Annotated in this window: 20 protein-coding genes; 4 read left to right on the top strand and 16 right to left on the bottom strand. The window is 59.8% G+C overall.

From position 1 onward, the window contains the following. Window positions 1–12: 12 nt before the first annotated feature. Together Q1A85_RS22055 and Q1A85_RS22050 are read right to left on the bottom strand one after the other, a co-directional pair. Window positions 13–750, bottom strand: a complete 738-nt coding sequence (locus Q1A85_RS22055) for a hypothetical protein (protein ID WP_299694991.1) — start codon at window positions 748–750, stop codon at window positions 13–15. A gap of 105 nt (window positions 751–855) precedes the next feature. Beyond that, entirely contained in the window at window positions 856–1521 is a 666-nt protein-coding gene (locus Q1A85_RS22050; protein ID WP_299694989.1) for a GH25 family lysozyme, read from the bottom strand. A gap of 187 nt (window positions 1522–1708) precedes the next feature. Between Q1A85_RS22050 and Q1A85_RS22045 the strand changes: the two genes are divergently transcribed. After that, complete coding sequence (locus Q1A85_RS22045) at window positions 1709–3349, top strand: sulfatase-like hydrolase/transferase (protein ID WP_299694987.1); 1641 nt, start codon at window positions 1709–1711, stop codon at window positions 3347–3349. Window positions 3350–3355: 6 nt separating this feature from the next. On the opposite strand, the gene Q1A85_RS22040 is transcribed toward Q1A85_RS22045, so the two are convergent. The 4 genes from Q1A85_RS22040 to Q1A85_RS22025 all read right to left on the bottom strand — a co-directional run bounded on the left by Q1A85_RS22040 (window position 3356) and on the right by Q1A85_RS22025 (window position 6059). Beyond that, window positions 3356–4564 carry an alpha-D-ribose 1-methylphosphonate 5-triphosphate diphosphatase gene (locus Q1A85_RS22040; RefSeq protein ID WP_299694985.1) on the bottom strand — a complete coding sequence of 403 codons (1209 nt, stop codon included), beginning with the start codon at window positions 4562–4564 and terminating at the stop codon, window positions 3356–3358. 85 nt (window positions 4565–4649) lie between these two features. Then, complete coding sequence (locus Q1A85_RS22035) at window positions 4650–5228, bottom strand: dihydrofolate reductase family protein (protein WP_299694983.1); 579 nt, start codon at window positions 5226–5228, stop codon at window positions 4650–4652. Between the two features lies 1 nt (window position 5229). Continuing rightward, window positions 5230–5727, bottom strand: coding sequence for an SRPBCC domain-containing protein (locus Q1A85_RS22030; RefSeq protein ID WP_299694981.1), 498 nt, complete (start codon window positions 5725–5727; stop codon window positions 5230–5232). Next, window positions 5724–6059 carry a metalloregulator ArsR/SmtB family transcription factor gene (locus Q1A85_RS22025; RefSeq protein WP_299694978.1) on the bottom strand — a complete coding sequence of 112 codons (336 nt, stop codon included), beginning with the start codon at window positions 6057–6059 and terminating at the stop codon, window positions 5724–5726. The genes Q1A85_RS22030 and Q1A85_RS22025 overlap by 4 nt, the downstream gene beginning before the upstream one ends. Window positions 6060–6197: 138 nt before the next feature. Between Q1A85_RS22025 and Q1A85_RS22020 the strand changes: the two genes are divergently transcribed. Further along, complete coding sequence (locus Q1A85_RS22020) at window positions 6198–6587, top strand: DUF4149 domain-containing protein (RefSeq protein ID WP_299694975.1); 390 nt, start codon at window positions 6198–6200, stop codon at window positions 6585–6587. An 81-nt stretch (window positions 6588–6668) separates the two neighbouring features. Next, a complete protein-coding gene (locus tag Q1A85_RS22015) occupies window positions 6669–7211 on the top strand; it encodes a thermonuclease family protein (RefSeq protein WP_299694972.1) in 543 nt (180 codons plus the stop codon). Between the two features lie 105 nt (window positions 7212–7316). Here the strand turns inward: Q1A85_RS22015 and rplP are convergent, their stop codons facing one another. The 5 genes from rplP to rplB are packed head-to-tail and all read right to left on the bottom strand — an operon-like array spanning window position 7317 to window position 9953. Continuing rightward, complete coding sequence (rplP, locus tag Q1A85_RS22010; protein WP_299694969.1) at window positions 7317–7730, bottom strand: 50S ribosomal protein L16; 414 nt, start codon at window positions 7728–7730, stop codon at window positions 7317–7319. Between the two features lie 14 nt (window positions 7731–7744). Continuing rightward, a complete protein-coding gene (rpsC, locus tag Q1A85_RS22005) occupies window positions 7745–8452 on the bottom strand; it encodes a 30S ribosomal protein S3 (RefSeq protein ID WP_299694966.1) in 708 nt (235 codons plus the stop codon). Next, the gene (gene rplV / locus Q1A85_RS22000) at window positions 8452–8832 is read right to left on the bottom strand and encodes a 50S ribosomal protein L22 (RefSeq protein WP_299694963.1); all 381 of its coding nucleotides are present in this window, start codon (window positions 8830–8832) and stop codon (window positions 8452–8454) included. Before rplV ends, rpsC begins: the two co-directional genes overlap by 1 nt. Further along, window positions 8829–9107 carry a 30S ribosomal protein S19 gene (rpsS, locus tag Q1A85_RS21995; RefSeq protein WP_299142453.1) on the bottom strand — a complete coding sequence of 93 codons (279 nt, stop codon included), beginning with the start codon at window positions 9105–9107 and terminating at the stop codon, window positions 8829–8831. The genes rplV and rpsS overlap by 4 nt, the downstream gene beginning before the upstream one ends. 3 nt (window positions 9108–9110) lie before the next feature. Then, window positions 9111–9953 (bottom strand): 50S ribosomal protein L2, encoded by an 843-nt coding sequence (gene rplB, locus Q1A85_RS21990; RefSeq protein ID WP_299694960.1) that lies wholly within the window; start codon window positions 9951–9953, stop codon window positions 9111–9113. Window positions 9954–10942: 989 nt separating this feature from the next. On the opposite strand from rplB, the gene Q1A85_RS21985 reads away from it, so the two are divergent. Continuing rightward, window positions 10943–11266 carry a phasin family protein gene (locus tag Q1A85_RS21985; protein ID WP_299694957.1) on the top strand — a complete coding sequence of 108 codons (324 nt, stop codon included), beginning with the start codon at window positions 10943–10945 and terminating at the stop codon, window positions 11264–11266. A gap of 236 nt (window positions 11267–11502) precedes the next feature. Here Q1A85_RS21985 and Q1A85_RS21980 read toward each other — a convergent pair whose 3' ends face one another. The 5 genes from Q1A85_RS21980 to rpsJ form a co-directional block, all read right to left on the bottom strand. Continuing rightward, window positions 11503–11709: a cold-shock protein gene (locus Q1A85_RS21980; protein WP_299694953.1), complete on the bottom strand. Its 207-nt coding sequence runs from the start codon at window positions 11707–11709 to the stop codon at window positions 11503–11505. A 253-nt stretch (window positions 11710–11962) separates the two neighbouring features. Next, window positions 11963–12259, bottom strand: a complete 297-nt coding sequence (locus tag Q1A85_RS21975) for a 50S ribosomal protein L23 (RefSeq protein ID WP_299694950.1) — start codon at window positions 12257–12259, stop codon at window positions 11963–11965. Beyond that, entirely contained in the window at window positions 12256–12873 is a 618-nt protein-coding gene (gene rplD / locus Q1A85_RS21970; RefSeq protein ID WP_299694947.1) for a 50S ribosomal protein L4, read from the bottom strand. The genes Q1A85_RS21975 and rplD overlap by 4 nt, the downstream gene beginning before the upstream one ends. Then, entirely contained in the window at window positions 12870–13601 is a 732-nt protein-coding gene (gene rplC, locus Q1A85_RS21965; protein WP_299695018.1) for a 50S ribosomal protein L3, read from the bottom strand. The genes rplD and rplC overlap by 4 nt, the downstream gene beginning before the upstream one ends. Before the next feature lie 13 nt (window positions 13602–13614). Continuing rightward, entirely contained in the window at window positions 13615–13935 is a 321-nt protein-coding gene (gene rpsJ / locus Q1A85_RS21960) for a 30S ribosomal protein S10 (RefSeq protein ID WP_299694944.1), read from the bottom strand. Window positions 13936–14099: the final 164 nt, after the last annotated feature.

Raw genomic sequence — 14099 nt, 5'->3', positions numbered from 1 at the left:
ACGCCGCTTCGCCTAGTCTTTCTTGTCAATCTTGCTGGCTGCAGTAACCTCTGCTGCATCTGCAAGGCAATTGTCCAAAAGACCCAAATATTGATTCAGAATAGCCACATCCAGTGTCTCGGCTGAATCGGAACCGTCCTTGTTTCGCAACGCATCAATCGCATCCTTTTGCTCAGCCGTGGGAATAGCGTTGATGAGGTTGTCGCGGACCGTTTGAAAGCTCTCAACACTCCGAATTAATGCTTCCCGCGCAATAATTTGAATTTCTGCAATGGCACCAAAGGTCGCGGCGCGCGCGCTGTCGCGTGTCTTGGTACTGACGGCAGGCCCGGTCAATAAGTAGCGTCCGATTTGCGCCGTCGTTGCCACGCAATTCATCCTCTTGGATGCGGTATATAGACCTTGGATTGCGGTTTTGGGTGTGGTGCGCGTTGCAACGGTTGTGGCGGTCGCCCCGACCAAGGCCCGGTTTGACACCGCAGCCGTGCTGGCATCGCTTACCAATCCGGAAACAGTGCCCACCGCCGCAACGATCGTGATCGCTGCTGCGATATCCTGATCTCTGGCGGTTTTCTCGGCAGCCCCGCGATAAGCCTCGGACAGCTCTTGGCTGTGTCGCGACATGTCCGCCAAATTGCTATTCCAATGAATACTGGACGTTTTTAGTGCAGTACTTTCAAATTCTCTCAGGTTTTTTTCCGCGCATCCCAAAAGGAAAGCACAAATACAAAACATCAAATGAGGTTTCAATTTCCCACCCCTTCACGTAAATAAATATAAGCCTACTCAGATTTCTGAATAAATCAACTCAGGTCACGGTACACTTGGCACAGGTCGGTCGCTCTTTTCCAAACCTCATTTGATCAAATATGTGTTCAGCTGCGCTGCGTCGCCATTAAACCGGTTGAGGTCAACGGCGCCGTCGATACCAGCGACCTTGCCCGATTGCGAATACTGCCAGAATGTCCAGGTGTCCCATCCCCGTGGCAATTTCGGACTGCTGGCAGACGTGTATTCGGCCACCCATAACGGGTAATTGCCAAATCCGTTCAGGTCCGAATTGGCAAAACTTTCGCCCGAATAGATGATCGGCGGCGTGCCGTAATGCTGTTCCAGCAGGTCAAGGAATTGCTGCAACGCGCCCGGCACCTCTGCTGCGGTGCCGCCATCCAGCGTTTCGATATCCACGACCGGCGGCAAATCTCCGGCGCGCAATGTCACGGCTTTGGAATAGTTGTCGAATTGCGTTTGCGGCGCGTCGCCGGTGATAAAGAAATGGTATGCGCCCACCAACAGCCCCGCCGCCTTGGCATTGGCAAAGTTTCGGGCAAAATCCGGGTCCACCTCGGTGTTGCCTTCGGTCGCTTTGACAAAAACATAGGCCATCCCGTTGTCTTTGACGGTCGCATAATCGATGTCGCCGCCCTGCCATTTGGAAACGTCGATCCCCGCCGTTTCGGCGCAGGCGAGGGTTGCGCAGGCCACCAATCCGGCCAGCAGGCTTGCAAAAATGCGTTTCATCTTTCGCTCCAGTTCAAAAAATGTCTAAAAATCAGGGGGGTTTCACCACCGCCCCATCGCGGCACCGGACAGGGCGCAGCGTCTTCAACCTATGCTTGAAGGCTGGCAAAATCGCCGCCACTTGTCACCCCATATTTCCTGCGTCTTTATGAACCCCGCGCCCCAAGGCCGATCACGGAGACCTCAGATGACCGACCGCCCCAATGTGCTTTGGATCATGGCTGACCAATTGCGGTTCGATTACCTGAGCTGTTATGGCCACCCGCACCTGCACACGCCGCATATTGATGCGCTGGCGGCGCGCGGCGTGCGGTTTACCAATGCCTATGTGCAATCGCCGGTCTGTGGCCCATCCCGCATGTCGGCCTATACGGGACGGTATGTGCGCAGCCATGGCTCCACATGGAACGGGATGCCGCTGCGCGTGGGCGAGCCGACGCTGGGCGACCACCTGCGGGATGCAGGCGCGCGCGCCGTGCTGGTGGGCAAGACGCATATGGTGGCCGATGCCGAAGGGATGGCGTGGCTGGGCATTGATCCGGCCAGCGAGATCGGCGTGCGCCGGTCCGAATGCGGGTTCGAGCCGTTCGAACGCGACGACGGCCTGCACCCCGACAGTGTGCGCCAACGCTGGTCCGCCTATGACGACTACCTTGTTGAACAGGGCTATGCCTCGGACAACCCGTGGGAGGATTTTGCCAATTCGGGTCTGGATGAAAACGGCGAATTGCTGTCCGCTTGGCTGCTGAAAAATTCGCGCCTTGCCGCCAATGTGCCCGAGGAACATTCCGAAACCGCCTATATGACCAACCGCGCCATGGCGTTCATGCAAGAGGCGCAGGCCGATGGCCGTCCGTGGATGTGCCACCTCAGCTATATCAAGCCGCACTGGCCCTATATCGTGCCCGCGCCCTATCACGACATGTATAACGAAACCCATATCGTGGACCCTGTGCGATCCGCGTCAGAGCGGGACACCGACCACCCGCTGATGCGCGCCTATCTCGACGCGCGGGTCTGCCGCAGCTTTGCCCGCGATCACGTGCGCACCCATGTGATCCCGGCCTATATGGGCCTGATCAAGCAGTTGGACGACAATCTGGGGCGGCTTTTTGCGTGGATGGACATGCAAGGCCTCAGCGACAACACGGTCATCGCCTTTACCTCGGATCATGGGGACTACATGGGCGACCACTGGATGGGCGACAAGGATTTTTATCACGAGATGGCGGTGAAGGTGCCGGTGATCATCGCAGACCCACGTGCCGCAGCGAACGCAACACGCGGCAGCGTGTCGGATGCGCTGGTCGAGATGATCGACCTTGCGCCGACCTTTATGAACGCTTTGGGGTGCGCGCCGAAACCGCATGTGATCGAAGGGCGCGACCTGACGCCGATCCTGCACGGCACGAAGGGGTTTTCGCGGAAATACGCGATCAGCGAGCATGATTACCACTGGTCCGAAATGGCGCGCGCGCTGGATGTGCCGCAAGAGGATGCGCGCACGGTGATGATCTTTGACGGGCGTTGGAAATACATCCGCTGCGAAGGGTTCCGCCCGCTGTTGTTTGATCTGCAGGAAGACCCGCAAGAGCTGATGGACCTTGGCGCGGCACCGGAGCACGACGACATACGCAAACGGATGGAAGCCGCCCTTCTCCGCTGGGCGACCCGGCACCACACCCGTATCACAGCCACGCCGCAGGTGTTGGCGGGACAAAGCAAGGCGGCGGAGACGGGTATTCTGATTGGCTTTTGGGACGAGGCCGAATTCGCGGAGGTGACCGGCTTTGCCTTTGCCGATCTGCAACCCGTTGGCCGCCCCTGAACCCGGTCAGCCGCACGGGTGCGCGCGGTAGGCCGCGCGGCCTGCCACCCACGTGCCCCGGATGGCAGGCGTCTGGCCTGTCGGCCAGTCCACCAGCACCAGATCGGCGCGCTTGCCCACCGCGATGTCGCCGCGATCCTCCAGACCCATGGCGCGGGCCGGGCCGCTTGACACCAGCGACCAAAGCGCCAGCCGATCCGCCCGCCTGTCCCGGTCGAGCCGGTCCACCGCCGCCAACATCGCCGGGTAATAGTAGTCAGAGGCCAGTGCGTCACACAGCTCGGCCTCCACCATATCGCCAGCGGCAAGCGACCCGATGTGACTGCCCCCGCGCACCGCGTTGGGCGCACCGAACACAATTGTGTCGCCGCCCGCGCGCGCGTCCCGCAGCGGCGCCATTGTCATCGGGAACTCGGCCACATCAGCACCCAGCGCGCGGTAGAAGCGGCGCGTGGCGGGTTGCGTGTCGTCATGGCTGAGCATCGGCACACCCTTGGCGCGCGCCTTGGCGGCGACGGTTTGCATCGTCTGCTGCACCTGCGGCCTGCGCGCCCACACATCTGCGATCAGCGCCATATAGGCATCCAGTCCGAGGCCTGCGCGTTCTGCGTGGCGGGCATGACGCCTGGCGGCCACCTGCGGGTCTGCAAGGTCGGCCAGCGCATAGTCCGGGTCATGTTCGAACAGCCGGTCCTGCACCGGCATGTCCAGCGGACGCATCGACATCGACAGGTGGTCATTGAACGCCAGCGACGGGGTCAGCGGCGCCTCCATGGCCCAGTCCAGCACCGCCAGCGCTTCGGTCGCAAAGGTCTCCCAGCGCAGCTGAATGCGGTTTTCCACCAGCAAACGCGGGGCCAGATCACGGATCGCCTGCATCATCTCACGCCCCCGCGCGACGCTGCGCAGGCCGGGCTCGAAACTCAGGGTGATGGCGTGATAGGTCGTCGCGATCCCGTTCGCAGCCAATTGCCGGTCGGTTTCCAGCACAGCCGTCTCCATCGGGAAATAGACACCCGGACGCGGCATCACCTGCCGCTCAAACGCATCGCCATGCACGTCGATGAGCGCAGGCGCAAGGATCAGACCGCGCGCGTCGATCACCGTTCCCTGCGCCGGGCCGCCGATCTCAATGATGACACCGTCTGCGATGGTCACAGTCGTCTCTGCCACCGCGCCGGGCAGGTAAACGGTCGCGCCCTGAAATGTCTGCATGATCAAAGGGGTCCCGGGGTGGCCTGTTCAGCCCCGCAAGGTGCACCGGTTTCGCCCCGCGGGGCAAGGGGGCAACGCCACCCGATCAGGCGCGCACAAATTCCTGCTGCATCACCCCGTTGACCAGCGCCTGCGCGCGGCGCAGCGCATAGGCCCGTGGCGTACAGTCCGGCCCAAACAGCCGTTTGCCCGCGCCCACAACCACCGGAAAGGTCCATAGGCGAAAGTCGTCAATCAGGTCATAGGCCTGCAAGGTCTGGATCAGCGTGGCACTGCCGTGGACCTGCAACAGCGGCCCGTCGGTCTGTTTCAACGCCCGAATGGCGGCAACTGCGTCCCCGTGGACCGCCTCGCTGTTGTCCCAGTGCAGCGTTTCGGGCGATCCGGTCACCACGTATTTGCGCGCGCCGCTCAACCTGTCCGCCGCCGTTGATCTGGGGGCGTTGGGCCAGTGCGCGGCAAAGATGTCATAGGTCTTGCGCCCGAACAGGATGTCATAGGGCGCGGCCATCGCGGTCTGTTCGACATGCGGCATCACCCCGTCCCAATAGGGCACAGCCCAGCCGCCCCGGTCAAAGCCGCCTGACGGGTCCTCCTCTGCCGCGCTGGGGGATTGCATGACCCCGTCGAGGGTGACAAAGGCCAGAACTGCCAGCCTCCGCATCCTAGCGCGCCCCGCTGGCCATGGACCCCGCAAGCACCGCCAACTTGTCAAAGGCCTGGGTCCAGCCGCCAGCCCCTGCGGTGCCCTCGTCCACACCCACATGCACCATGACCATGCGCGTTTTGCCGTTGGTTTCGCTCAACTCCACAATCACCTCGGTGATGTCGGGAAAGCTGTCGGGCATCCCCATGGATTGCGGCGAGATGAGTGTGCCGGTCTCGTCGCACATGCTTTCGGTGTAGACGAGGCGGCGCGGTGCGGACACCTCCTTGTAGACGCCCGCGAACCACATGGTCATCGACCGCTCGGGCGATTGCATCGCCATGCAGACCTTGCGATTTCCGCCGACGGTCACGTCCATCTCGGCGGTGGGCACGGACATGCCATTGGGCCCGTACCACTGTTTGAAGAGCTCAGGATCGGTCCACATCTTCCACACAAGATCAATTGGCGCGTCAAAGTCACGCTCAATGCGCACCCATTCCTGTTGTTCCGTCATTGGTCTGATCCTTTCATGTTTTGCAAAAGCGCGCCCATCACATCGAAACGCGCCTCCCAGATGTGGCGGTATTGGTCGGTCCAGCTGGCCACGTCTTTCAGTGGCATCGGCTCCAGCACGCAATGGCGGTACTGCGCGTCCCGCTCGCGGCTGATCAGGCCCGCATCCTCCAGCACCTTGATGTGCCGGGATACGGCGGGCAGCGACATGTCGAACGGTTCGGCGAGGGTGTTTACCGTCGCCTTGCCCTCCATCAGTTGCGCCAGAATGGCCCGCCGTGCCGGGTGTGCGAGGGCAGAAAACACTGCGTCGAGTTTGTCTGAATCGGTCATGGCTCTTTATTTAATATTTTTGCTAATTAATCAACTCGTGAAATAAGGATGCGCGCGATCATGCGGCAAACCGTCCCCGCTCTGGGCGCTTTGTGTCCCGGCGCTATGTCGCGACGGGTCAGCGGGAGAGACGTATTTATGGCCAGCCTCAGTCTTCTTTTAGCCGCCACGTTGCTGGGCGGCATGGTGTTTTTCAGCTTTGGCTTTGCGCCGGTGCTGTTTCGGCAGCTGCCGATGGAACAGGTGCGCCCGCTCTTGCGCGGCACGTTTCCGTATTACTATTTGGTGGTGATTGTACTGTCCGCGCTGGCGGCTGGTGTGGCTGCGTCGCAATCGGGCCTCGTCGCTGCGCTCCTCGGCCTGATCTGCTTTGGCACAGTCTATGCGCGGCAAGTTCTGATGGGCCATATCAACGCCGCGACGGACCGGGGGGATCAAAAGGCGTTCCACCGTTTGCATATGGTGTCGGTGGTGATCCAACTGGTGCAGATCGGGCTGTGTGGGTGGGCGGTTGTTTTGTTGGGTTGAGCACGGAGTTTCGCAGTACTTGCTGAACCTCACTAAAATTGCTTTGCTTCCACAAATTACAGCTTTGCGAGAGCAGTCATATTGGAACCTCTATTCTTATTGCTTTTTGGCGGTGTAGCAATTTGGGTCGTTTTTGGTCTTGGTAAGAAACGCTCGAAACCGCGCGTGCCTCTAAACCCGCAGGCGTCGTCGGTCAGGTTGTCCCGCCCCACACCAAAACCGCGAAAAAAAGTCGAGCACGACCCGCCACCTCCAATTCCGCAATCCATGCGACTAAAGGGAAAAGCGTGGGTAATTGACGGTGATACAATCGTCATAAACAAGGTTAAAATTAGGCTTGCAGGTATTGATGCACCAGAACTGGATCAACATTGGGGGCAGAAATCAAAGTGGGAGATGGTGAGGCTTTGCAAGGGTGAAATCATCTCGGTCGAACTTACCGGTGAAACGTCTTATGATCGGCTTGTGGGCACATGCTTCTTACCAGATTGCCGAGACGTCGGCGCAGAGATCGTTAAGGCTGGTTTGGCGCTGGATGGCGGTCATTTTTCCAAAGGCAAATACAAACATCTTGAGAACCCCGACATGCGCAGAAAGTTGCGGGGCTATGGCCGTTGGCGCTGAGAAAAAGCCCCCGACGCTTTCGCGCCGGGGGCTTTCAATGTCTACCGGGTGCCGCTCTCGTGCATGTGCCTTTGGCAAATACACTACCGCGCACTCAGGGAAGATTTACCAATCTTCCCTGACAACCACGCGGGATTTGATCGGCAGTTTCATTGCCGCCAGACGCAGGGCCTCGCGGGCGATGTCGTCGTTCACGCCGTCGATTTCGAACATCACGCGGCCCGGTTTCACCTTGCACGCCCAACGGTCGACCGACCCCTTACCTTTACCCATACGCACTTCGATGGGCTTGGCGGTCACTGGCACGTCGGGGAAAATGCGGATCCAGACCCGCCCCTGACGTTTCATGTGACGGGTCATTGCACGGCGCGCCGCCTCGATCTGGCGCGCAGTCACCCGCTCGGGCTCAAGCGCCTTGAGACCATAGGTGCCAAAGTTCAGGTCGGACCCGCCCTTTGCCTTGCCCTTGATCGAGCCCTTGAACTGCTTGCGGAACTTCGTTCTTTTCGGTTGAAGCATCTGTCAAATCTCCCTTAGCGACGGCCGCCAGCGCCACGGGGCGCAGGACCATCCTGGAGCTCTTGTGCCTTGCGATCCCGAGCGGACGGATCATGCTCCATGATCTCGCCTTTGAAGATCCAGACCTTGATACCGATGATGCCGTAAGGCGTCATGGCTTCGGAGTGGGCATAGTCGATGTCGGCCCGCAGCGTGTGCAAGGGCACACGACCCTCACGATACCACTCGGTCCGCGCAATCTCTGCGCCGCCCAGACGACCCGCCACGTTCACACGGATGCCAAGGGCGCCCATGCGCATCGCGTTCTGCACCGCACGTTTCATCGCACGGCGGAAGGACACACGGCGCTCCAGCTGCTGGGCAATGCTCTCACCCACCAGGGCCGCGTCCAGTTCCGGCTTGCGCACCTCAACGATGTTCAGATGCAGCTCGCTGTCGGTCATCTTCGCCAGCTTCTTGCGCAGCACCTCAATGTCCGCGCCTTTCTTACCGATGATCACGCCGGGGCGTGCGGTATGAATGGTCACGCGGCACTTCTTGTGCGGACGCTCGATGATCACGCGGGCCACGCCCGCCTGCTTGCACTCGGTGTTGATGAACTCACGGATTTTCAGGTCTTCCAGCAGGAGGCTCCCGTAATCCTTCGTGTCGGCGTACCAGCGGCTGTCCCAGGTGCGGTTCACCTGCAGGCGCATACCGATCGGATTGACTTTCTGACCCATCAGGCTTGCTCCTCTACCTGGCGCACTTTGATCGTGATCTCTGCAAATGGCTTCATGATCTTGCCATAGCGACCACGTGCACGCGGGCGACCACGCTTCATTGTGAGGTTTTTGCCAACCCAGGCTTCCGCCACGATCAGCTCGTCCACATCAAGGTTGTGGTTGTTTTCAGCGTTGGCAATCGCCGACTGCAAACACTTCTTCACATCCAGCGCGATGCGCTTTTTGGAAAACGTGAGATCGGTCAGCGCCTTGTCCACTTTCTTGCCACGGATCATCGCGGCAACAAGGTTCAGCTTCTGCGGGCTGGTCTTCAGCATCCGCAGCTTGGCCATCGCCTCGTTGTCCGCCACGCGGCGGGGGTTCTTATCCTTGCTCATTTGCGTTTCGCCTTCTTGTCAGCCGCGTGACCGTAATAGGTCCGCGTGGGCGAATATTCCCCGAACTTCTGGCCGATCATCTCTTCGGAGACGTTCACAGGAATATGCTTCTGGCCGTTGTACACACCAAAGGTCAGACCCACGAACTGGGGCAGGATGGTGGACCGACGGGACCAGATCTTGATGACTTCGTTGCGACCGCTCTCGCGCGACGCTTCCGCTTTCTTCAGCACATAGCTGTCGACAAACGGACCTTTCCAAACAGAGCGAGACATGTCTTAGCGCCCTTTCTTCTTGGCGTGACGCGAGCGAATGATGAGCTTTTGCGACGCTTTGTTCTTGTTGCGTGTGCGCGCACCCTTGGTCGGCTTGCCCCACGGGGACACAGGGTGACGACCACCAGAGGTCCGGCCTTCACCACCACCATGCGGGTGATCGATCGGGTTCATAACCACACCACGGACGGACGGGCGGATGCCCTTGTGGCGCATACGGCCCGCTTTACCAAAGTTCTGGTTCGAATTGTCGGGGTTCGACACGGCACCCACGGTGGCGCGGCATTCCTGACGCACCAGACGCAGTTCACCGCTCGACAGACGGATCTGGGCATAGCCCCCGTCGCGACCCACGAACTGGGCATAGGTGCCTGCGGCACGCGCGATCTGACCACCCTTGCCGGGCTTCAGTTCGATGTTGTGCACGATTGTCCCGATGGGCATCCCCGAGAACGGCATGGTGTTGCCGGGCTTGATGTCCGCCTTCAGGCTCGAAATGATACTGTCACCAACCGCCAGACGCTGCGGGGCCAGCACATAGGCCTGCTCGCCGTCTTCGTATTTGACCAGCGCGATGAACGCGGTCCGGTTGGGGTCATATTCAATGCGCTCGACCGTGGCCGTCACATCCATCTTGTTCCGCTTGAAATCGACGATCCGATAAAGACGCTTTGCGCCCCCGCCTTTGCGGCGCATCGTGATCCGTCCGGTGTTGTTGCGGCCACCATTCTTGGTGAGACCTTCGGTCAGCGCCTTGACGGGGCGCCCCTTCCACAGCTCCGAACGGTCGATCAGAACCAGCCCACGCTGGCCCGGCGTCGTCGGCTTGTACGACTTGAGTGCCATGTTACTGTCTTCCGTTTTGCTAAACGATGATGCGTCCGTTGACGCCCACCTATGGTTAAAGGCCCCCGAAGGTGCCCGGGTAGAGCGGCGCGTCTGCACGCACCAATAACAAAGCCCCGAACGAATCCGGGGCCTTGCGGATAGCGTCTGTTAAGGCAGCCCCCTCATGCGGTCAACCCCGCAGCCCAAGGTTTCCCCCCAAGCGTAGGCCGGGCTTCAGCCCGGCCCCCATCCCGCGTGCTGTCCCACCGGGGGTGATGGGCAAAATGCCCATCCTACGCTTGATCCGGACAGTCTGGACCCGGATTGCCAGCGAACCAAAACGCAATCCCACTGCGCCGCTAAAAACCTGTGCACAGGTCCCATGCAACCGCAGAGGTGCGGCACAACAGAACGGCGCAAAATCCAATCCTTCGACCTCAGAAAACGCAACGCGGCCCAGCAGGCCAAGTGACGGCCCAATTGGCCAAGATCTGCACAGCTTTCGCAACGACACACATATTGCACGAAGACGGGTTGCAGCCTCGTCAAACGCGGCGTCCGCAACGCAAACACCCAAACCAATTCTCAACGGCAGGTCATCCAAATATCACGTTTAGATAAGACTGGTTTGCCATCTGCTTTCCGACGTACCCGGAGCGAGACAGCGCAGGGCACTACGGTCTGCACAAGGCCGCGTTCAAGACCATCTGCCACGTTGGACCCCCGCATGAGTGATGTACATTTGGACCGCTCCGGCCAGTCATGCAACCGGGACGCCGCTGTCTGATCTGCGGATACATGTCTCCGGCGCGTGCTGCGTGCTGCGTGAGACCGTGGATGACCCGCACTTGTATTGCCTTCCGTCATCGCCAGACGCACAGTATATTTGTCCGTTCGCCTCACCCAAAAACGGTCGCTTTCCGCGCCAAAACGATCCAGATCAATCCGCCCGCCCCAAAACCCGCTATATTGATCGCAATGGATGCACCTGAACCAAAGGACACCTCATGCCCAAGTCCAAGTCCAAATCTTCGCCCCCCGAAACCCCTTTTGCCCCGTTCAACCCTGTCGCTGCACAGGCTTGGATGGACATCACTACCGAATGCGCACGTTTTGCCATGGACCGCATTCAACAGGATTTCGAGGCGCAGCGCGCCATGATGGCCTGCACGTCCCCCGCAGAATTGATGCAAATGCAATCGCAATATTGCCGCGATGTCGCAAAACAATATGCCGATCAGGCCACGCGGGTGGTCGAATTGATGTCCGCCGCGGCCACCAAAGACGGCACATCCCCGTTCTCGCGGAAGTATGACGACATTCCTCTGTGACGGGCGTTTCTGCCTGCCCCGTACCTCCGGGCGTACGGGTTCGGTTACCCGGCCTGCGCGTCGGGTGCGCCCGGTCTTTCGGGGCAGTGCCACGTGCGGGCAACTCTTAACAGTTCCCTAAAACGCCCCTGTAACCCTTTGATTTTTGGTGCGCCAAGGCGTGTCCCAGCATGGGACAACAAAAAAGGCCCCGGCCGCAATCCGCAGCCGGGGCCCATCATGTCCACCTGAAAAAATCAGGCCAGAGCGATGTTCACAGCGCTTTCGCGGCCATCACGGCCTGCTTCCACGTCATATGTGATTTTTTGGTTGTCCGCGAGGCCGGTCAGACCCGAGCGTTCCACAGCAGAAATGTGCACGAACACGTCTTTGCCGCCTGTCTCGGGTGCGATAAAGCCGAAGCCTTTTGTGGTGTTGAACCATTTTACGGTGCCGTTGGCCATCCGTCGTCTCCTAAATTAATCTGCCCGCATCATGCGGCAGCGTGGCGGCGTTAAGGGCAAGATCGAAAGCCAGTCGCCGATAAAGGAGAAATGGGTCGATAGAGAGTAACGTAGCACCCTGCATATGGGCGCTGCACCGCCGCAGGTCAATGACCAATACCGAACATGCGCGTTCAATCGCCCATAAAAAACCCCGGCAACGCAGACGCTGCCGGGGTCAAATTACGTAGGATGGGCCGTCCGCCCATGGCCCTTACAGGCCGGTCGAGACGTCGATCGTGTTGCCCTCCTCGAGCGTCACATAGGCTTTCTTGACGTCCTTGCGTGTCCCCAGCTTGCCGCGGAACCGCTTGACCTTGCCCTTGGTGATCGTGGTGTTCACAGCCTTCACCTTCACACCAAAGAGCGCCTCAACGGCCTCCTTGATCTGGGGCTTGTTGCTGTCGATCGCCACTTCGAAGACAACCGCGCCGTTCTCAGACGTCATGGTCGCCTTCTCGGTGATGATCGGCTTGCGGATCACATCATAATGTTCTGGCTTTGCACTCATTTCAGGCGCGCCTCCAGCGCTTCGACACCCGCTTTGGTGATCACCAGAGTGTCACGCTTGAGGATGTCATAGACGTTCGCACCCATCGTCGGCAGGATGTCCAGACCTTCGATATTGCGCGATGCTTTGAGGAAGTCCTCGTTCACCGAAGCTCCGTCGATCACCAGCGCACGTTTCCAGCCAAGGTCTTTGACCTGCTTGGCCAGTGCAGCCGTCTTGCCCGCGGACACCGCTTCGTCGATGACCACCAACTCGCCTGCCTTGGCCTTGGCCGACAGAGCGTGCTTGAGGCCAAGCTTGCGGAACTTCTTGGGCAGGTCGTGGCCGTGCGAACGCGGCGTTGGCCCCTTGTAGATACCACCCTTGCGGAAGATCGGTGCGTTACGGTCGCCGTGGCGCGCGCCACCGGTGCCCTTCTGGCGATAGATCTTCTTTTTGGAGTAAGCGGTTTCGGAACGCGTCTTGACCTTGTGGGTGCCAGCTTGCGCGTTGTTGCGCTGCCAGCGGACCACGCGGTGCAGGATGTCGGCGCGGGGGTCGAGGCCAAAGAGATCTTCGGACAGGTCCACCGAGCCGGCTTTGCCGCCGTCCAGTTTGATCACGTCAAGTTTCATGCTTCACCTCCTTCGGCGGGGGCTTCCTCTGCAGGGGCCTCAACCGGAGCGGCTGCCGATTTCAGCGCAGCCGGGAACGGCACGCCATCGGGCAGTTTCTTTTTCACGGCGTCTTTGACCGTCACCCAACCACCTTTGGAGCCGGGCACAGCGCCTTTGATCATGATCAGGCCGCGATCCGCGTCCGTCTTCACGACCTCAAGGTTCTGCGTGGTCACGCGGGCAGCACCCATGTGGCCAGCCATTTTCTTGCCTTTGAACACCTTACCGGGGTCCTGACACTGGCCGGTCGAGCCGTGCGAACGGTGACTGATCGACACGCCGTGCGAAGCACGCAAACCACCGAAGTTGTGGCGTTTCATGGCACCGGCAAAACCTTTACCAATCGACGTACCGCTCACGTCAACCTTTTGACCTTCCAAAAAGTGCTCGGCCGAGATTTCTTCGCCCACACCAATCAAGTTGTCTTCGGTCACGCGAAACTCCACGAGTTTCCGCTTGGGTTCGACCTTTTGGGCCGCGAAGTGACCGCGCATCGCTTTGGACACGCGCTTGACCTTGGGCGAACCGGCACCAAGGGTCACGGCAGTGTAGCCGTCCTTGTCCGATGTCCGCTGACCAACCACTTGCAGGCCGTCCAGTTGAAGAACAGTCACAGGGATCTGCTTGCCGTCTTCCATGAAAAGCCGGGTCATGCCGACTTTCTTTGCGAGAATGCCAGAGCGCATTTTCATACCCTCCTTACGACTGCAGCTTGATCTCGACATCCACACCAGCAGCGAGGTCGAGCTTCATCAGCGCGTCCACGGTCTGGGGGGTCGGATCGACGATGTCCAAGAGACGCTTGTGCGTCCGGATCTCGAACTGATCGCGGGATTTCTTGTCGATGTGCGGTCCACGCAGAACGGTGAACTTTTCGATCTTGTTCGGCAACGGGATGGGACCCCGCACCGATGCACCGGTCCGCTTGGCCGTGTTGACAATCTCTTGCGTGGACGCATCCAGCACACGATAGTCAAACGCCTTCAGACGAATGCGAATGTTTTGGCTTTGGACTGCCATATTCGTGTTCCCTTACTCGGGCTTTCAACGGAGAGGAGGAGTATCGCTCATCGACACCCCTCTTCGCGTCCTGTTTTTCTTGTGCAGCGGGGGCATTCCCCCGCGCGACCTGTGTGCATCACCGTAGGGCGGGCTTCAGCCCGCCGCTGCGGTCAGGCACATTA

Source organism: uncultured Tateyamaria sp., assembly GCF_947503385.1.
In the GTDB taxonomy this organism is placed as follows: Bacteria; Pseudomonadota; Alphaproteobacteria; order Rhodobacterales; family Rhodobacteraceae; genus Tateyamaria.
Note: the sequence above shows the minus strand (reverse complement) of the source record. Positions and strands in the feature narration are given on the sequence as shown.